Raw genomic sequence first — 17,835 nt, forward strand, 5'->3', positions numbered from 1 at the left:
GGTGTTCACACCACTGCGATGAACGTTGCAGCATTCATTGCGGCGCGATCATATCCGCTGCCTGCTTCACTTCTCCATCCTTGTATTTGCCCCACGTCTGCGCGAGTTCGCTCATCGAGCGCGGATCGCAATCGTATTCGGGCAGCATGTCGGGATCCCAGTGATCGAAGCGGTCGACGCCGCGCACCAGCGTCGCACGACGGCGGCCCGAGACCGAGCGCACATGCGCCGGCACATAGAAAAACGCGAAACCGATGCGTCTGTCATCGGAACGGTTAGGCAGCGAGCTATGTGCGGTGCGTTCATGATGCATCGAAAATTCGCCAGGCTGCAGCGGCATTTCGACCGCGAGATTCTCGTCGATATCAACCAGCGTCTGGCCTTTCGCCAGCATGTTGTCCTTCGCGAAGGTCTCAACGTGCTTCAGATCGGGCCCACTGTGCGAGCCAGGCAGCACGCGCAACACGCCGTTGACCGAGTTCGCAGGTGTGAGCGCGACCCACACGGTCACTTCTTCGTGCGGCGTGAGCCCGAAGTAGGTCGAGTCCTGATGCCACGACACATAACGTGGATCGCGGCCGTTCTTCGCGAAGATCGACGCGCCGAACAGCATGATGTCCGGCCCGATGAGATCCTCGACGGCATCGAGAATGGCGGGATGACGCCCAAGCTCGACAATGGCCGGCAACGCCAGATGACCCTTGATTTTCAGCGTCCTGTTGACGTCTTCGCCGGAAGTCGCCTCATATTGCTCGATGATGCGGCGATACTCCGCCGCCTCCTGCTCGCTGATTGCGCGCATCGGATAGACATAGCCGTGCTGTTTGAAGTGCGCGATCTGCGCTTCGCTCAAGTGCTTCGTCATGGACGTTCCTCAGGATGTGCTTCGATTGAAAGCGTTTGTTCATCGATTGCCAGGCAGCGTCCTCGCAAAAACCTACTGCGCAGCCTGCATGGAGAGCGCGCGCGCGAACAGTTCAGGCGGCGCTGTATAAAGGCCGCGACCGAGCAGGCCTGTGCGTCCATCAGCGCCGATCATTGCAATCGCTGCCAGCGGCGCAATGTCTTCGCGAACGACGCGTGCCGCATCGAGCACGCCGGGCAAATGCGCGAACATGGAATGCGGCTCCGTGTGAACGCGCGCCTGCCTGTCTCGCCACCCGTCGGGCAGATACGCTTCGAATGCCTGCGCGGGTTCCGGTGCAAATGCAAGCGCTTGCGCACCAAACCCGGCCGCATCGATGACGCCGCTGTCACCCGTGAGCGGCGCGGCGGCTGCCTGCTGCTGCGGATCGATGCGCGAGCCTTGCGGTGCATGCGCAACGGCCGTGATCCAGCGCGACGGTGCGCCCGCGAGCCGGATGCCCACGCGCTCGCCATTGCCCGCCATCGCCACCACGAGCGTAGATGCGGGCTGACCCGCACGCGCAGTCGCCGATAGCATCAGCGCACACGCGGCCATCCATAGCGTGAGAAAGAAGAGTGGCGTTTGCGCGAGCATCGCGTCGATGTCTGCATAGTGCTGGCCAGACACGAGACGCGGCGCAAGTTGCGCCCGCAATGCAGCCGTCGCAGCAGTTGTGCGCGCATGCAGGTCGTCGCCGGCATCGAGACCGGCGCGGGCCAGCGCGAACAGATCCAACGGACCCTGTGCGAGCGCTGCATCAAGTGCGGGCGCGAGTACAGTGTCACGCCACGTCAGGCGTTCGAGAATACGCATGTCGCGGCTGCCGAAGCGGATCTGCGGACCCGCGCCGCTGCCCAGCAACGACCACGCGCGCGCATCGGGATCGCTTGCATCGGCGACTTCGACGAGCATCGTGCGCGGAGAAATAACAGCAGCGAGCGGCGTCACCGCGCCATACGACTGCGCGCATTCGAGGCGCACATCGCCCTGTTCTATCAGACGTTCGGCCTGCGCTTCGTCTCTCGCCCAGCCTTCGTACAGACAGCACAAAACCGCCGATGAACGCACGGGCGCAGATGGCTTGCGCGGGTCGTCGAACGGCGGACCGGCGTGCAGCAGCGTGAATTCAGGCAGATGGACGGCATCGCGCGCCGCCGAGACGGCGCGCCATTGCGGACGTACGGCGTGAACGCAGCTCAGCGCGAGCGCGTTGGCATCCTCGGCGCGCATGATCAGCGGCTCGCGAAACTGAAGAGTCCGCGCAGGCGCGACCACAGCATTTTCCAGAACAGATTGCCGACATCGAGTGGCGCATTTGCCGGGTGCACGCGCGCAACGGGACGCGATTCGACACGCACCGCTTGCACCGGCACTTCGGCTTCTTCATGAACAGGCACCGCCGTTGCAGCGGATGTCTGCTCGACGGACGCGACCTCGGTTTGCACGACCTCGCTGTTCGTCACAGCGCCCGCTTCATCCAGCTTCGCCTTGAGATTGTCCGCGAACGCTTCCGTCATGCGCGTGGCGAGTTCCTTCACGATGCCGCCGCGCGAGAACTGCGCGAGGCTGCCGCCGATCGTGTAATCCACCTTCACATCCACGCGCGTTTCGCCTGCCGTTATCGCCTGAAGTGCAAACGACGCCACGCCTTTCACGCGCGACGCGCTCTTGCGATCCACGCCCGTTCCCGTGATGCTGCCGCAATACTGCGCATCGTCGAGCTTCATTTCACCGTCGCCCGCGAACGATGCGACGATCGGCCCAAGCTTGACTGTCATCGCGAGCTTGAGCATCCCGTTCTCGACCGGCGCCGTGAGCGACGCGCCCGGCAAACACGCGACAATGCCGGGCGTATCGTGAAAGCGCGCCCACACGGCATCGCGCGGATACGGCACGGTAAAGCTTTGTTCGATTTCCATTGCGTATCAATCCGTAGTCGAGGTATCAGGCAGTTACCGCGAGCGGCGCCGCCGCGCACGCACGACGCGCATCGAGCACACGACGAATCGCGCGCACGATACCCACATAGCCAGTGCAGCGGCACAGGTTGCCGGAGAGTTCGAGGCGCACGCGCGCGTCGTCGGCATCGGGCAGGCGCGTGACGATATCGCGCGCGGTCATCAGCATGCCCGGCGTGCAGTAGCCGCATTGCAACGCGTGCTCAGCGCTGAACGCGGCACGCAGTTCGTTCATGGTCGCGTCGTCGTCGAAACCTTCGATGGTGCGCACGGCGCTGCCTGCGCAACTGATCGCAGGCGTGATGCACGAGCGCGTCGGCGCGCCGTCCACGTCGATCGTGCACGCGCCGCATACGCCCTGCTCGCAGCCGATGTTGGTGCCGCACAGCATGCGCTGCTCGCGCAGAAAATCCGCGAGACTCGTGCGCGGTTCGACGCGGTCCGCAACAGGCGTCCGATTGACGACGAGTTCGATCGTCTTGATGAATGCGTCGTTCATGATGCTTTCCCGTCCTGTTTGCGGATGCCCGCCGCCGCGCGCACCAGCGCAACGCGATGCACCTCGTGTTCATAGCTGCCCGCTTCGATGCCTGCCGCTTCGAGATGCGCATCGAAGCACGATGTGTACGGATCGGCATCGCGCAACAGTGCGTGGGCATCGTCGATTGCGTACGGCGGCGAGTCGATCGCGCCGATTACCGCGCGGCACACGCCGCGTGCTGCGTCGTCGATGAACACGGCAATGGCCTCCGCGAATTCGCCCGGCTTGCGATTGAACTTGTAATAGCTCCAGCGCGCCGTCGGAGACAGACGTGTAAAGCGCACGCCCGTGAGAACTTCTTCGGGTTCGAGGGCAGTCGTGAATGCGCCGGCCATCCACTCGCCGTTGCCGATCACGCGCGCGCCGCCCGGCCCAGCAACCAGAAAATCGGCATCTAGCGCGCACATCGTGTTGATCCAGTCGGCGGCGGGATCGGCATGCGCGAGACTGCCGCCGAGCGTGCCGCGATTGCGCACCGCGCGATACGCGATGCCGCGCGCGACATACTCCATAAGTCCGCGTGTGCCGGTGTCGATCTTGCCGTCTTCGATCTCCGCATGCGTGATGCACGCGCCGAGCGTGACGATGTCGCCTTCAATACTGCACTTGCGCAACGCCGCGATACCACGCAGGTCGACCAGCATTTCCGGCTGCGCGAGCCGCAGGTTCATCATCGGACCGAGCGACTGACTCCCGGCCACGAACTTGCCCATGCCGTCGGTCGGCTTGATGAGCGCGATCGCCTCGTCGCAGGCAAGAGGCTTTGCATAATCGTAGGTCGCGGCCTTCATGCTGGCATTCCTTTCAGCACGTTCGCGTGCTGTTCACGCTGCTTCGCGAGCGCTGCGACGATCACGCGCGGCGTGATCGGCAGCTGATCGATGCGCACGCCGAGTTCGCGCAGCGCGTCGTTGACGGCATTGGCGATGGCCGCGGGCGGGCCGATCGCCCCGCTCTCGCCAATGCCCTTCTGCCCGAACTCCGTATAAGGCGCCGGCGTCTCCATATGTTCGATGCGGATCGCGGGCACTTCCGTCGCGCCCGGCAAGATGTAGTCGGCCAGCGTCGAAGCAAGCGGCTGACCGTCTTCGCTGTAGGGCATCGCTTCGTAAAGCGCCGTGCCGATGCCTTGCGCCGCGCCGCCATAAACCTGTCCGTCGACGACCATCGGATTGATCAGCACGCCGCCGTCCTCGACGATCGCGTAATCGAGAATCTCCGTCTGCCCGAGGGCGGGATCGACGGCGACGACCACCGCATGGCAGGCATAGCTGAACGTGCCCGAATCGCGCCTCGCCTGATAGGACGTCGACACTTCGAGCCCGCGCGGATCGACGTCTGGCGGCAGCAGCTGCGGCGCCAGATACCATGTGCGCGCAATCTCCTGCAAGGTACGGCGCGCGTCCTTGCCGACGACTGCGCCGCTTTCCCAGCGCACGTCGCTGACCGGCTGCCCGAGCAGATGCGCGCCGATCTTCATCAGCCGCTCCTTGAGTTCCTTCGACGCCCGCCCGACCGCGCCGCCCGCCATCACGATCGAGCGCGAGCCCCATGTGCCCGTCGAATATGGCGTGACGCCTGTATCGCCGAGCACGATGCGCACGCGGTCCGTGTCGATGCCGAGCACTTCGTGCGCGATCTGCGCGAGCGTGGTTTCCATGCTCTGCCCATGCGAATGCACACCTACGCGCACTTCGAGCACGCCGTCGGGTGTGAGGCGGATCACGGCGGGCTCGTAGCCCGGCACCATCGGAATGCCCCAGCCGTGATACACCGACGTGCCATGCGCGCCCTGCTCGCAGAAGACCGACATGCCAAAGCCGATGCGCCTGCCATCCGGCTCGCCGCGCCGCTGACGGGCGCGCACTGCCGGCAGGTCGATCGCGGCCATCGCGCGGCGCACGGCTTCGGGATAGTCGCCGCTATCAAAGTGCTTCTTCGTGATGTTGTCGTAGGGCATTTCGTGCGGCTGCACGAGATTGCGCAGACGCACTTCGAAAGGTTCGAGGCCTGCTTCGAGCGCGATCGCATCCATGATCGTTTCGATCGCGTAGCACACGCCCGTGCGCGCCACGCCCCGATAAGGAAGGATCGGCGGCTTGTTGGTCGCGACCGACCACGTGCGGCAGCGGAATCGATCCATCTTGTACGGCCCCGGCAGAATGCTGCCGACCTGCGCCGCTTCCAGGCATGCCGAAAACGGATACGACGAATACGCGCCCGAATCCACGTGCGCGTTGCATTCGACCGCGAGCAGACGGCCATCGCGATCCGCATAGCCGGTGATGTCGTAATCGTGCTCGCGGCAGTTCGCGTTCGCGGTGAGCTGTTCGCGGCGGTCCTCGATCCAGCGCACCGGCTTCTCGAGTTGCATCGCGAGCCAGCCGCAGCAGACTTCCTCGGGGAGCAGAATGCCCTTGTAACCGAAGCCGCCGCCGACATCGGGCGCAATCACGCGTACCTGTCCTTCGTCGAGGCCGAGGCATTCCGCGAGGCCCGTGCGCGTGATGTGCGGCATCTGCGCCGACGTATGCACGATCAGTTGCGACAGACGGCGGTCCCAATGCGCGACCACGCCGCGCCCTTCCATCGGCGCCATGCTCTGGCGCGCCGTGCGCAGCTTGCGATGCACGCGAATAGGCGCATCGCGCCGGATGGCGTCGAGATCGACGTCGGGGTTCGCATCGACGAAGGTTTCGAGAAACACGTTGTCGCCCCAGTGCTCGTGCACCAGCGCCGAATCTTCGCGGCGCGCATCGAGCATGTCGACCACAGCGGGCAGTTCCTCGAAATCGACGAACACCTGCGCGGCGATATCTTCGGCTTCAGCGCGCGTCGCGGCCACGCACATCGCGATGGTCTCGCCGACCTGACGCACCTTGCCGCTCGCGAGCACGGGCTGTTGCGAGCTTTTGAAGCCCGCCAGACCCGAATTCGCGACGATGGGCTTCACGCCTTCCAGATCGGCGAGCGTATAGACAGCGTGCGCGTGCGCTTCCGGCTTCTCGATGCCGACGATATGACCATGCGCGATCGGACTGCGCACGAACGCCACATCGACCATGCCGACCATGCGGATGTTGGGAACGTACTCGCCGCGCCCGTGCATGAAGCGCTCGTCTTCCTTGCGCGTCAGCGAGGCACCAATGCCTTGCGGACGATGGATGTCGCTGCGTGTGTGGGGACGTTTGATCATTGTGTGGGCCTCGCGTTCTCAGGCGGCGCGCGCGAGCGGCAGCGTCGGCGAGACAGAGTCGTGACGCACGCCGTCGCGCAGGCAGAAGAGCGGCGACAGCATGCGGTCGGTGATGACCTGCGTGCCCTCGTTGTCTTCCAGAATCCAGCGTCCGCGGCGGTCGTCGAGCACGCTGATGTCGGCGCCGCGTCCCACTTCGAGCGTGCCGATCTGCGCTTCCATGCCGACCATCTTCGCGGCGTTGCAGGTCGCCATCGCGACGACGTGTTGCAGCGGCAAGCCGAGCGCGAGCATGCTGGTCATCGCACTCACCAGGCTGAACTGCGTGCGGCCGAGGAACGAATGTTCCTCGTCGGGATGGCTGTCGGGCGTGCCGGCGGGCGCGGGCACATGCGTGTTGTAGCCGTGCATGTCGGCACCGAGTGTGTCGGGCACGACGCCCGCATCGAGCACGATGCGCGCCGTCTTGAAGCTGAAATGCGAGCCGTGGCCGACGTCGATCTTCAGGCCGCGCGCAACCGCTTCATGCACGAGCGGATGCAGTTGCCCGTTCTCCTCGACGAAGCCGCCCGGATGACGGCTGAACGGATGCGCGAGGATATCGCCGGGTTTGAGCGTCTCGACCACCTGATTGAAGATGGAATCGGCCTGCACAGGCAGCGCGCCGCTCTCGGGCTTCGGCCACAACTGGCCGAAATGGATATACAACGGCAGCTCGGCGCCACGGCCGATCTTCGCGGCGATCTTCATCACGTCGAGACCCCAGCGCGCAAACCCGCCAATTTCAGCGTGAGCCTTGATCCCTTTGACGAGATCGGCATTCGCGCGGACCGACTTGATGGTTGCATCGGCATCGAGGCAATCGGGGCGATACAGGTCCGGGTAGTAATGCCCCTCCAGGCCGCCAACGAGATAAGCGGAAATGAAGGCGAGCACGCGCGTGGCGGAACGCTCCGCCACGTAGTGCCGAAAGCCGGGAATCGTAATGCAGCTCGGCCCGCCCTGATCGACGATCGTCGTCACGCCCGACTGCACGCCGCACTGATCCGCGTTCAGGCCGAAGCGGCCCGTGACGTACTGGAACACGTGGCCGTGCGTATCGATGAGGCCGGGCAGCACCAGCTTGCCGCCGCAATCGATCACTTCCGCGTTGCGCGCGTGACTCGCGGCATCGGAGCCGATCGCGGCAATCACGCCGTTGTCCACCAGCACGTCGAGCGTGGCGTCGATCTTCTGGGCGGGGTCGATGACACGGCCCCCTTTGAGCAGAACTTGTGACATGTACGGTGCGATAGCCGAGTGGGAAGATGCGTGGTGTACCGCAAATTGTGTGCCGGTTTTTTTGCACGGCTTTCGCAGTAGTATTTTCTTTTTTAAATCATCTATTTAACGCGATTCACGCACACCAGATCCGTGCCGTACCACGGATCTCTCATTTGACACTCGCACCAAATCGGACGACGCGCGCCCGTGTGCGCACCAAGCACAGGCGCGACGCCTTCTTATGGTGATTCCGTGGTGTACCCCACATTTGCGGCAGGCTGCGATTTCAGCCTAGAATACGTCACGGAGCGTTCGAAGCTCGCCTATCTTTCTCAGAGTCGTTTCCATGCGAACCACTGCCCCCGATCACATCGACATTCAGAGCGTCCGTGCGGAGCTTGCCGAGCGGCAGGCGCATTCGCCGCTGTTCTCGCGGCCAGGCTTTCTGATCCGCCGCATGCATCAGATCCACACGTTCCTGTTCGCGCAGGAGACGAGCGAGTTCAACATTACGCCGGTGCAATACAGCCTGCTCACCACGCTCGAATCGCTCGGCGAAATGGACCAGAACACGCTCGCGATCGAAGTCGGGCTGGAGCGTTCGAGCGTCGCGGAAGTCATTCCGCGTCTCAATGCACGTGGACTCGTGACACGCACGCAGGCCGAGCACGACAAGCGCTTGCGGCTGGTGAAACTCACGCCTGCGGGCAAGCGTCTGATCAGAAAGATGTCGAGCGCCGTGCAGCGCGCGCACGATCGCACCATCGAGCATCTTTCGCCCGTCGAGCGCGATGTGTTCATGCTGCAGATGATCCGGCTGGTGGAAGCCAATAACGCGGAAGGTCCGGTGCCGTTCCGGTTGCCCGACAGTCAGTTGCTCGCGCAGGATGAGAGTTCTGTCGACGCGACCTGAATCTATGCGACGGACGCGGTGATCTCCGCGACTCAGTGCCCCAGGCCGCTATTAGCGATCTGCTTCTCCACGTATTGGGCAAAGAGCGTATGCAGATGCGTCGTCGGATGAAGCTCGTCGGCGAACATATAGGTCTGGTCGGCGTTGGCGGTCACGTAGGTTGGCGGTGAGCAGAGCAACGCCGTTGCATGGGGTGTTTTCGCTGGGTCACAGGCGACGCTGGTATTCGACACGGTAAAACCATTGGCTTGAAAGTTCGCAATGATCTGGTTCAACCATGTATAGGCATCGATCTGGATAACCTTGGTTTGCAGACCCGCCGCCTGTAAGCCAGCGTTCAGACTGTTGTTGAAAAGTTGCGATAACTGGGTCAGATTTGCGCCCCCATCTGACGCGGCGATGCCTTCGGGCGACAGTCCGATATTCGGTAGATTGACCACCACGACATGCGTGGCACCGTTCTGGATGATCTGCCCAACAAGCTGAGCGAGAGTGGTGGCGGCCGTCTCAACAGTCTGCGCCGCGGCGGGCAGCGCCCCGGCCCGAAGCACATCGTTGGCACCGGCCCATACGAGTACCAGTTGATTTGAATTAAAGGACCCATGCGCGCCAAGATAGCTTGAAATCTGCTGATTGACGGGCATTTCGATATTGCCGATTACATCCGTCAGGAAGTCGCTCTGATTTGCTGGCGTCGCCACCGTGGCGCCACCTTCCGCATAACCGAGGCCGCTTTGCGCGCTAAGTTTATGCGTGAGGTCAATCGTGTACGCGGCGCTTAGCGTATCGCCGTAGTATTGCGCCACATCCTGAGTCCACACCTGTCCGGGATTGGTCGTGAAACGCCCTCCGCCAACCACGCTTGCGATCGGTGCATAGGTCCCAACGTCTGAAAGGCTATCTCCGAACGAGACGATTTGCAGATTGATCCCGCCTGCCGATGTCGTCGTGTTGCCATTGCTCGAGCTGCTTCCGTGTCCGCCGCATGCCGAAAGCACCGAGATCGCGATGAAAAAAATTACAGCGCGCGCCTTGTAACTTAGTGCTTGCATGGCAACTCCTTTCCGGTCAGCCGAAGCGCTGCAGCCATGTCGGCTGGTGATCTGGCGCTTCGCCTTTCCGATAGTCCCTAGCATCAAGCAAAAAGTGTGCGCTGCGGTTGGCCAGCCGGTGAGATGCCTGGCGCGGCGACGGTGGCCCTTCTGCGTCGCCATACGCAAAGGTTCGACGATGCCGTCGATCCTGAAGGTATTCACGACCGACCTGAACGAATGTCGCGTAGGGCGGTAGGTGCCGATCAACGCACTATAATTCTCATGCGTTTCGGAAAGCAGGTCCGAAACCTTAAAGAAAAATCAGTCGAATATCCACACTGATTTCAGCGCAGGTTTGACTCGCAGTGGTGAGGTGCTCCAATGAAGCGCATCGTGCTGCAAGTGCTGACGATGGTTCTCGTGGCCTGTGCGCTAGCCGGTTGCGCCGACACTCCTTCCACGACCGATGTTCCCAGCTACCAGGGCCGCGCCGCTTCGCGCACCGACGGCGGACTGCGCGTTTCGACAGCAGTACTTTCATCGGATGAAAGCAAGACTCTCTACGACGCTGAACTGGCGAAAAAGAACATTCAGCCTGTCTGGGTAGAAGTCAGGAATGACGAGCCGCGCAGCTATTTCCTGATGAGTCCGGGGCTCGACCCAAATTTCTTTCCAGCGTCAGAAGCGGCAGAGGCGTTCGAGAGTGACGCGACGCAGGTACAGAAGACCTCGCTCGACCAGCGCTTTAACACGCTCGCTTTTCGCAATCCCATTGTGCCTGGGCAAACCGCATCCGGCTTCGTGCTCACGAACCTGACCGAGGGCGCGAAACTGGTCCAACTGGATCTCGTTGCCAGCGGACAGGCAAGGACCTTTTCGATCCTCACGGTCGTACCCGGGTTTCAAGCCGACTACAAGACAAGCAAAGTATTCAGGCGCGCGGCTGATGCAACTGAATCTGTCGTGGACTACACGGATGACGAGGCCTTCCGTGCAGCGCTCGAAGCCTTGCCATGCTGCGTCACCAACAAGGACGGTTCAAAGAACGGCGATCCCGTCAATCTCGTGATCGTGGGCGGTCTCGATGACGCTTTTCCCGCGCTCGTGCGGCGCGGCTGGAGCCCGACCGAGCAGAAGTGGTCAGGCGCGATCTGGAGGATGGTGACCTCCGCGCTCTCCGGCGAACGCTACGTCAACGCGCCCGTGAGCGATCTCTATCTGTTCGGACGCGCGCAGGATCTCGCGCTGCAAAAAGCACGCGACACGATCCACCAACGCAATCATTTACGACTCTGGCTTACCACCATGCGGTACCACGGCAAAACGGTGTGGGTCGGCCAGATCAGCCGCGATATCGGTGTTCGCCTCACGTTTCACTCGCCGACGCTCACGACCCACAAGATCGACCCCGACGTGGATGAAGCGCGTACCGCACTGACGGAAGACATGGCCTATTCGCAGAGCCTGGTGAAGCTGGGACTCGTGAAGGGCGTGGGCGTCGCGCCGCAAAGCGCACCACGCGAAAACCTGACTACCGATCCGTATTACACCGACGGCTATCGCCAGGTGCTCGTATTCGACCACGCGCCGAGATCGCTTGCGGATATCGAGCTGTTCCCGTGGGTTACAGATGACGAACTCAAGGCGACGTCGTTCGGAGGAAAGCGATGAGCGTCGTGCTGCCGTTGCGTCGTTTGATGGGAGGCGTCTTCATCGCGGCTCTCGTGCTTGCTATCGTGGGCTGTTCGACATGGCAGGCCCCGCCTCATGCTGACGATGGTCCGTTGCGTACGCGTGCAGTCAGCGCCACTAACCGCAATGTGCGCGTGAGTGCCACCGTGCTTGGCAGCGAAGACAGCGAGCGGATGTTCGGCGCCGATGTCACCCGAGCGCGTGTACAGCCCGTGTGGGTCGAGGTGCAAAACGAGACGTCGCAACCGTTGTGGCTGTTGCGCTCGGGCACCGACCCGGACTACTTTTCTCCGCATGAAGTCGCATGGTCGTTACACACGCTGCTTGGCGGTGCAACGAATACGCGCATCGACGACTACTTCAGCAGCCTCGGCTTCAAGAACCCGATACCAGCAGGAGAGACACGCGCCGGCATTCTGTTCACGAATCCCGATCGCGTGACCAAGCTCGTCAATATCGACCTGTTCGGAAGCCAGACGCTGATCCCGTTCACACTCTCTCTGCGCGTGCCAGGCAGCGAGTCGGACCCGCAACTCGCGCAGGCTCCCTTCGCATACACCGAAACGGAGATCACGGACTGCCCGGATCTCGCATCGCTGCGCGTCGCCCTGGAACGGCTGCCATGCTGCGCCACCAACGCCGATGGGACCGTCAATGCCGATCCGCTGAACGCGGTTCTGATCGGCCAACTTGCCGACGTCGGGTCGGCACTGGTACGGCGCAACTACCGGCGCAACCTGCGCGAGTCCGACGCGGTGCAAAGAGTCTTCGGTCGGAACGCGGACGCCGTTGGGCGTAAGCAGGCACAGGCGGGTGCACCCGCCACGTGGATACGCGCATGGCTGGTGCCAATCCGCTTTCAGGGCCAACCGGTGTACGTCGCGCAGGTGGGGCGTCCGGTCGGCGGGCGCTTTGCACCGCGCGACGAGACACAGCCGATCCTGCACAGCAACGTCGACGAGGCACGCAACTTCCTGATCCAGGACCTGATGTATTCCGGCGGTCTCGACAAGCTCGGCTTTGTGTACGGTGTCGGCGAGGCAACGAGGGAGCATCCGAGGACGACACTCGACAATGCAACCTACTACACGGACGGGTTGCGCGCGGTGATGTTCTTCGCGACGCGGCCGCTCAGTTTCTCCGACGTGCAGGTTCTCGACTGGGTGCCGTATCTGGAACAACGTGAAGCCATCCAGCGCAGGGAAATGGGCGATGCCTCCAGATGACCTGACATTCGATCGCCGTGCTGCGGCCGTGGTGGCGACAAGCATTGCACTCCTCCTCGGCGCGTGCGCGACAAAGCCGCTTATCCCGTACTCGGCCGATACCCCTCCGCTGGTCCTTGCGCCGGCATCGCAGGCGGGCGTACAGGACAAGCGGGGGCGTTTCCGCGAGATCTATTGCGCGGTGCTCGAAGCGCGCGGCCCCGCGCTGCCCGACTACCGTCCTTGCGACGACGCGCTGACCCGCGTGGGCGTCGAGCCGGCCGGCACCGGCAAGCCCGTCGATCTACGGCCGTCGCAACGTCATCTCGTAGCGGCCGTCGTGGCAGGGATCGGATACGACTGCTTCAGGCCGTGGCTGAATACGCAAGGCACTGTCGTCGCAAACCTGCGCCAGTCCGGCTATGACGGAACCCTTATCGACGTCGATGCGCTGTCGGGTTCGACGAATAACGCACGCCAGATACGTGATGCCATTATGGCCATGCCTCCTCCTGAGGGAGCACCACGCCTCGTGCTGATTGGCTATTCGAAGGGCGCGCCCGACATTCTCGAAGCAGTGGTGGCCTATCCGGAGATCCGTCGCCGTGTGGCGGCCGTGGTTAGCGCCGCTGGCGCGGTAGGCGGGTCGCCGCTCGCCGATGATGCCGAACAGTACCAGGCCGACTTGATGCGGCAATTCCCCGGCGCAACCTGCTCGTCCGGCGACGGCGGCGCAGTGCAGAGCCTGCGGCCCGCGACGCGCAAGGCGTGGCTGGCCCAGCATCCGCTTCCTGCCGATCTGCGCTATTACTCGCTCGTAACGTTCCCTCAGTTGGAGCGCATCTCGTCAATTCTCAAATCGAGTTATGACAAGCTCGCGCGTATCGATCCTCGAAACGACAGCCAGGTCATCTTTTACGATCAGGTGGTGCCGGGCAGTACCCTGATTGGATATGTCAACGCCGATCATTGGGCGCTTGCCGTGCCCATTGCCCGCACGCACCCTACTATCGGCTCGCTGTTCGTCACGCAAAATGCCTACCCGCGCGAGGCGCTGACAGAGGCGATCCTGCGTTTCGTCGAGGAGGATCTGACTGCACCCGCCAGGTGACTGCGCAAGCGGGCGTCACCCGATTTGCTTCGACTGGTCGCTCTCGAATCCGGGCAATGATCAAACCCTCACCCCCTCCCGACAAAAGGCATTTTCGTTGCCATAACGGTGTGAAAAAGCACATTCGCGTCGAGCGGCAAGTTCGCCATATATGCCACTGAACGACCGACGATTTCCGCGTCGATCAGCGGTTCCGCTGCCACTTCTCCATTAGCTTGCGGAACCCCGTGCGCCATAGCCCCGGCAAGGGCACTGTGCGCGTTGCCCACGTCGATCTGACCGACGGCAATGTCGTACGCACGGCCATCGAGCGCAGCGCAACGCGTCAGGCCCGTTACGGCGTGCTTCGTGGCCGTGTAGGCGATCGAATTCGGTCGCGGCACCCAGGCCGACAACGACCCGTTATTAATGATGCGGCCGCCACGCGGGGTTTGCGTCGACATGATCCTGAACGCCTTCTGCAAGCAGAAAAACATGCCGTTGAGGTTGACATCGACGGTGCCGCGCCATTGTTCGGGCGTCCACGTTTCAAACGAACCAGGCGGATTGCCAACGCCCGCATTGTTGAACAGCAGATCGATCCGCCCGAAACGCGCAACGATGGCGTCGAACGATGACGTGACCGCAAGCGGATCGGATACATCGCACGACACGGCGAACGCGCGCTTTTCGAACGCAACGTCATTGGCGATCTCCCGCAACGGCTCGATACGTCTGCCGAGCAGCGCAACCGCCCATCCGTTTCTCAGCAATTCGAGCGCCGCCGCCTTGCCGATGCCTGACCCCGCACCTGTCACGATAGCCACGCGCGGCATCTGCATCCCGTTTGTCTGAGTCATGCTCGCCCCGTCAGTGGTTGTCGCGCGATTCGCCGCGTAACTCGATGATGTTGAGAAACGGCGTCGCCGGTTCGAGGCACGCGCCGTTGCCCTGCTGACCTACCATGCTTCGATACATTTCCTCCCAGGGTGTCTGGTTCGCCAGCGACGGCGCAGACCACGCAGCCCGGCGCGCGGCGAGTTCGTCATCGGAGACCAGCAGATCGACGCGCCGCCTCTTCAGATCGATGCGTAGCCGGTCGCCTGTTTTCAGCAGCGCCAGCCCGCCGCCCAACACCGCTTCCGGCGATACATTCAGAATGGACGGACTGCCTGAAGTGCCACTTTGGCGCCCGTCGCCCATCGTCGGCAGCGTGTCGATGCCGCGACGGATCAATGCTGCGGGCGGCTGCATGTTGACCACTTCGGCACCGCCCGGATAACCGACGGGTCCGCAGTTCCGCATGACCAGCATCGAGTTTTCGTCGATGGCAAGTGCGGGATCGTCGATCCGTGCGTGATAGTCCTCAGGGCCTTCGAAAACCACAGCCGTGACTTCGAATGCATCCGGATCGTCGGGATTCGACAGGAAGCGCTCGCGGAACCGTGCATCGATGACGCTGACTTTCATCACTGCGTTGTCGAACAGGTTCCCGGTGAGCACGATATGGCCGCCTACGGGCTTGAGCGGCGCATCGAATGCCCGGATCACTTCGCGATCCGGCTCAGCGACCTGCGCCAGATTCTCCGCCAGCACGCGTCCGGTGACTGTCATCTCGCCGCCGTGCAACCGGCCCGCGGCAAGCAATTCCCTCATCACGCCCGGCACACCGCCGGCACGATGAAAGGCTTCGCCAAGGAAACGCCCCGCTGGCTGGCAATCGACGAGCAAAGGAATGTCGGCACCGACGCGCTGCCAGTCATCGAGCGAATGGGCCACGCCCATGTGTCGAGCGATCGCGATCATGTGGATCGGGCAATTCGACGAAGCGCCGATCGCGGCTGCGACGGCCACTGCGTTTTCGAAGGCCTTGCGCGTCATGATGTCCGACGGCCTGAGGTTTTCGCCGATCATCTGCACGATCCGCTTGCCCGTCTCGTACGCAAACCAGCCGCGCTCGCGATACGGCGCAGGCACCGATGCGCAACCGGGCAAAGACATGCCGAGTGCTTCGGCGAGCGAATTCATCGAAAGCGCCGTGCCCATCGAATTGCAGTGTCCCGCCGACGGCGCCGACGCCGCGACCTTCTCCATGAACGCCGCGTAATCGAGTTCGTCTCTCGCGAGTTCCTTGCGCGCCTCCCACACGACGGTGCCGGAGCCCGCCAGTTTCCCCTGATACCAGCCGTCGAGCATCGGACCACCCGAGAGCACGATCGCCGGAATGTTGACGGTCGCAGCGGCCATCAGGCAAGCGGGCGTGGTCTTGTCGCAGCCTGTCGTGAGTACAACGCCGTCTAGCGGATAGCCGTGCAGTACTTCGACCAGCCCGAGATAGGCCAGATTGCGATCGAGCGCCGCCGTCGGCCGCTTGCCCGTTTCCTGAATCGGATGAACAGGAAACTCGAGCGGAATGCCGCCCGCGTCGCGGATGCCGTCGCGCACGCGTTTTGCAAGCTCGATATGGTGTCGATTGCACGGTGCGAGATCGGAGCCTGTCTGCGCGATTCCGACGATCGGCTTGCCCGACTGCAACTCTTCGCGCGTAATGCCGAAGTTCATGTAGCGCTCGAGATACAGCGCAGTCATGCCGGGATTCGATGGATTGTCGAACCAGCGGCGGCTGCGCAGCGGCCTCGGCGCGCGTGCTGACTGATCAGATGTCAACGCTTTCTCCTCAGTCTGCGTATCAGGTGCGCAGCAGCGCTTCATATCGGTCGATGAACGACGCCACCGCTTCTTCGAGACGTTGCAAATCACCTTCGTCGTGTGCCAGTGTCAGCACGATGAAACCACGGCGCGCGACGTAGCATCCACGTTCAATCATGTGAAAGAAGAACAGGTCTTTGAGCGGCGTGTCGGCCTCGCCGAGGTCGTCGACGGAATGGATCGGCTGAGTGCCCGCATGCAGATTCATCAGCGACCCGATGCCTGTGAACTGCATCGCGACCTGGCGTTCGCGGCACAACCCGTTGATTCGCGCCCGCAACCGCTCGCCTTTTTCGTTGAGCGCAGCGGCAGCGCCCGGCGTATAGAGGCGAGAGAGGCCCGCGTATCCGGCTGCCATCGACAGCACGTTGTTGTTGAACGTACCTGCGTGCGGCGTGGCGCCAGGCAAGCGCGGATCGAACTGCGCCATCACATCCTTGCGGCCGCCAAATGCGCCAAACGACATGCCGCCGCCAATGTACTTGCCGAACGTCGTGAGGTCGGGACGGATGCCGAGCAACGCCTGCCGTCCACCGCCTGACAGGCGCGATGTCACGACTTCGTCGAAAATCAGCAACGCGTCGTGTCGTTGCGTCAGCGCGCGCAATCCCTTCAGGAATTCAGGTTCACCGACGATGCATCCACCCGCAACCTGTATCGGCTCGACGATAACTGCAGCGATATCGTCCACGTGTGCAGCGAAGACGGCTTCGACGGCGCCGAGATCGTTGTACGGTGTGACTACGAAATCGTGCGGCACGTTCACCGCGCTATTGCCACTACCGAAAGTCAGAACACCGCCGTGATAGCCGCCCTTGAAAGCTATGACCTTCTTGCGTCCAGTGAAGATGATCGATGCCGCAATGGCCATCAGGTTCGACTCAGTACCCGAGTTCGTAAATCGCAGTGATTCGACGGAATCGAAACGCTCCTGCAACAGACGCGCAAGCGGCACTTCCAGCGTATTGTGGCCCGTCAGATTGAGACCGTTATCGAGTGCCTCGACAATGGCTGCGCGAATCACGGGATGACTATGGCCATACATCGCCGTCGTGTACTCGGCGAGAAAGTCTGTATAGGCGTGACCGTCTACGTCCCACAAGCGCTTGCCCTCGCCGCGCGCAATCGTCAATGGGAACGGCGAATAGAACAGCACGGAACGGGTATTGCCGCCCGGCATCACGGATAAGGCTTGATGATGCGCCGCTTCACTTTTGGGATTCGCCTTTGCGAACGCACCCGAGGCGAGCGAAGCCGCGCGCGTGAGTTCGACCACATCCGGCTGCGATGGCAACACGTTGGTTATCGACATATGCATTCCTGATTC

The 17,835-nt window shown here is 62.5% G+C and carries 15 protein-coding genes; 4 read left to right on the top strand and 11 right to left on the bottom strand.

Features of this window, described 5'->3' with window-relative positions; genetic code table 11:
- Positions 1 to 34: 34 nt before the first annotated feature.
- The 7 genes from G3O01_RS11910 to G3O01_RS11940 all read right to left on the bottom strand — a co-directional run bounded on the left by G3O01_RS11910 (position 35) and on the right by G3O01_RS11940 (position 7,883).
- Positions 35 to 865 (bottom strand): phytanoyl-CoA dioxygenase family protein, encoded by an 831-nt coding sequence (locus G3O01_RS11910; protein WP_205804826.1) that lies wholly within the window; start codon positions 863 to 865, stop codon positions 35 to 37.
- Positions 866 to 937: 72 nt separating this feature from the next.
- Positions 938 to 2,137, bottom strand: coding sequence for a DUF1116 domain-containing protein (locus tag G3O01_RS11915; protein ID WP_205804827.1), 1,200 nt, complete (start codon positions 2,135 to 2,137; stop codon positions 938 to 940).
- 2 nt (positions 2,138 to 2,139) lie between these two features.
- Positions 2,140 to 2,826, bottom strand: a complete 687-nt coding sequence (locus tag G3O01_RS11920) for an SRPBCC family protein (protein WP_205804828.1) — start codon at positions 2,824 to 2,826, stop codon at positions 2,140 to 2,142.
- Positions 2,827 to 2,851: 25 nt separating this feature from the next.
- A complete protein-coding gene (locus G3O01_RS11925; RefSeq protein WP_205804829.1) occupies positions 2,852 to 3,364 on the bottom strand; it encodes a (2Fe-2S)-binding protein in 513 nt (170 codons plus the stop codon).
- Positions 3,361 to 4,197 (bottom strand): FAD binding domain-containing protein, encoded by an 837-nt coding sequence (locus G3O01_RS11930; RefSeq protein WP_205804830.1) that lies wholly within the window; start codon positions 4,195 to 4,197, stop codon positions 3,361 to 3,363. The genes G3O01_RS11925 and G3O01_RS11930 overlap by 4 nt, the downstream gene beginning before the upstream one ends.
- A complete protein-coding gene (locus tag G3O01_RS11935; protein WP_205804831.1) occupies positions 4,194 to 6,602 on the bottom strand; it encodes a xanthine dehydrogenase family protein molybdopterin-binding subunit in 2,409 nt (802 codons plus the stop codon). The genes G3O01_RS11930 and G3O01_RS11935 overlap by 4 nt, the downstream gene beginning before the upstream one ends.
- 18 nt (positions 6,603 to 6,620) lie before the next feature.
- Positions 6,621 to 7,883, bottom strand: coding sequence for an amidohydrolase/deacetylase family metallohydrolase (locus G3O01_RS11940; protein WP_205804832.1), 1,263 nt, complete (start codon positions 7,881 to 7,883; stop codon positions 6,621 to 6,623).
- A 328-nt stretch (positions 7,884 to 8,211) separates the two neighbouring features.
- Between G3O01_RS11940 and G3O01_RS11945 the strand changes: the two genes are divergently transcribed.
- On the top strand, positions 8,212 to 8,778 hold the full coding sequence (locus G3O01_RS11945) for a MarR family winged helix-turn-helix transcriptional regulator (RefSeq protein ID WP_205804833.1): 567 nt from the start codon (positions 8,212 to 8,214) through the stop codon (positions 8,776 to 8,778).
- Between the two features lie 32 nt (positions 8,779 to 8,810).
- Here the strand turns inward: G3O01_RS11945 and G3O01_RS11950 are convergent, their stop codons facing one another.
- Complete coding sequence (locus G3O01_RS11950) at positions 8,811 to 9,830, bottom strand: SGNH/GDSL hydrolase family protein (RefSeq protein ID WP_205805156.1); 1,020 nt, start codon at positions 9,828 to 9,830, stop codon at positions 8,811 to 8,813.
- Between the two features lie 363 nt (positions 9,831 to 10,193).
- Between G3O01_RS11950 and G3O01_RS11955 the strand changes: the two genes are divergently transcribed.
- Genes G3O01_RS11955 through G3O01_RS11965 form a run of 3 tightly spaced genes read left to right on the top strand, consistent with a single transcriptional unit; the run spans position 10,194 to position 13,820 of the window.
- The gene (locus G3O01_RS11955) at positions 10,194 to 11,483 is read left to right on the top strand and encodes an LssY C-terminal domain-containing protein (protein ID WP_205804834.1); all 1,290 of its coding nucleotides are present in this window, start codon (positions 10,194 to 10,196) and stop codon (positions 11,481 to 11,483) included.
- Complete coding sequence (locus tag G3O01_RS11960) at positions 11,480 to 12,730, top strand: LssY C-terminal domain-containing protein (RefSeq protein ID WP_205804835.1); 1,251 nt, start codon at positions 11,480 to 11,482, stop codon at positions 12,728 to 12,730. Before G3O01_RS11955 ends, G3O01_RS11960 begins: the two co-directional genes overlap by 4 nt.
- A complete protein-coding gene (locus G3O01_RS11965) occupies positions 12,717 to 13,820 on the top strand; it encodes a hypothetical protein (RefSeq protein ID WP_205805158.1) in 1,104 nt (367 codons plus the stop codon). The genes G3O01_RS11960 and G3O01_RS11965 overlap by 14 nt, the downstream gene beginning before the upstream one ends.
- A 68-nt stretch (positions 13,821 to 13,888) precedes the next feature.
- Here the strand turns inward: G3O01_RS11965 and G3O01_RS11970 are convergent, their stop codons facing one another.
- From G3O01_RS11970 to G3O01_RS11980, 3 genes are read right to left on the bottom strand one after another with little or no spacing between them, the layout of a single operon-like run.
- On the bottom strand, positions 13,889 to 14,659 hold the full coding sequence (locus G3O01_RS11970; RefSeq protein WP_205804836.1) for an SDR family oxidoreductase: 771 nt from the start codon (positions 14,657 to 14,659) through the stop codon (positions 13,889 to 13,891).
- Between the two features lie 10 nt (positions 14,660 to 14,669).
- Positions 14,670 to 16,466 (bottom strand): IlvD/Edd family dehydratase, encoded by a 1,797-nt coding sequence (locus tag G3O01_RS11975; RefSeq protein ID WP_205804838.1) that lies wholly within the window; start codon positions 16,464 to 16,466, stop codon positions 14,670 to 14,672.
- A gap of 22 nt (positions 16,467 to 16,488) precedes the next feature.
- On the bottom strand, positions 16,489 to 17,820 hold the full coding sequence (locus tag G3O01_RS11980; protein ID WP_205804839.1) for an aspartate aminotransferase family protein: 1,332 nt from the start codon (positions 17,818 to 17,820) through the stop codon (positions 16,489 to 16,491).
- Positions 17,821 to 17,835: the final 15 nt, after the last annotated feature.

The sequence above is a fragment of the Burkholderia sp. Ac-20365 genome (genome assembly GCF_017104715.1).
Taxonomy (GTDB): domain Bacteria; phylum Pseudomonadota; class Gammaproteobacteria; order Burkholderiales; family Burkholderiaceae; genus Paraburkholderia.

Excerpts from the sequence above, each read along its gene's own strand:
- G3O01_RS11910 (WP_205804826.1), bottom strand. The coding sequence starts at position 865 with ATGACGAAGCACTTGAGCGAAGCGCAGATCGCGCACTTCAAACAGCAC.
- G3O01_RS11915 (WP_205804827.1), bottom strand. The coding sequence starts at position 2,137 with ATGCGCGCCGAGGATGCCAACGCGCTCGCGCTGAGCTGCGTTCACGCC.
- G3O01_RS11920 (WP_205804828.1), bottom strand. The coding sequence starts at position 2,826 with ATGGAAATCGAACAAAGCTTTACCGTGCCGTATCCGCGCGATGCCGTG.
- G3O01_RS11925 (WP_205804829.1), bottom strand. The coding sequence starts at position 3,364 with ATGAACGACGCATTCATCAAGACGATCGAACTCGTCGTCAATCGGACG.
- G3O01_RS11930 (WP_205804830.1), bottom strand. The coding sequence starts at position 4,197 with ATGAAGGCCGCGACCTACGATTATGCAAAGCCTCTTGCCTGCGACGAG.
- G3O01_RS11935 (WP_205804831.1), bottom strand. The coding sequence starts at position 6,602 with ATGATCAAACGTCCCCACACACGCAGCGACATCCATCGTCCGCAAGGC.
- G3O01_RS11940 (WP_205804832.1), bottom strand. The coding sequence starts at position 7,883 with ATGTCACAAGTTCTGCTCAAAGGGGGCCGTGTCATCGACCCCGCCCAG.
- G3O01_RS11945 (WP_205804833.1), top strand. The coding sequence starts at position 8,212 with ATGCGAACCACTGCCCCCGATCACATCGACATTCAGAGCGTCCGTGCG.
- G3O01_RS11950 (WP_205805156.1), bottom strand. The coding sequence starts at position 9,830 with ATGCAAGCACTAAGTTACAAGGCGCGCGCTGTAATTTTTTTCATCGCG.
- G3O01_RS11955 (WP_205804834.1), top strand. The coding sequence starts at position 10,194 with ATGAAGCGCATCGTGCTGCAAGTGCTGACGATGGTTCTCGTGGCCTGT.
- G3O01_RS11960 (WP_205804835.1), top strand. The coding sequence starts at position 11,480 with ATGAGCGTCGTGCTGCCGTTGCGTCGTTTGATGGGAGGCGTCTTCATC.
- G3O01_RS11965 (WP_205805158.1), top strand. The coding sequence starts at position 12,717 with ATGCCTCCAGATGACCTGACATTCGATCGCCGTGCTGCGGCCGTGGTG.
- G3O01_RS11970 (WP_205804836.1), bottom strand. The coding sequence starts at position 14,659 with ATGACTCAGACAAACGGGATGCAGATGCCGCGCGTGGCTATCGTGACA.
- G3O01_RS11980 (WP_205804839.1), bottom strand. The coding sequence starts at position 17,820 with ATGTCGATAACCAACGTGTTGCCATCGCAGCCGGATGTGGTCGAACTC.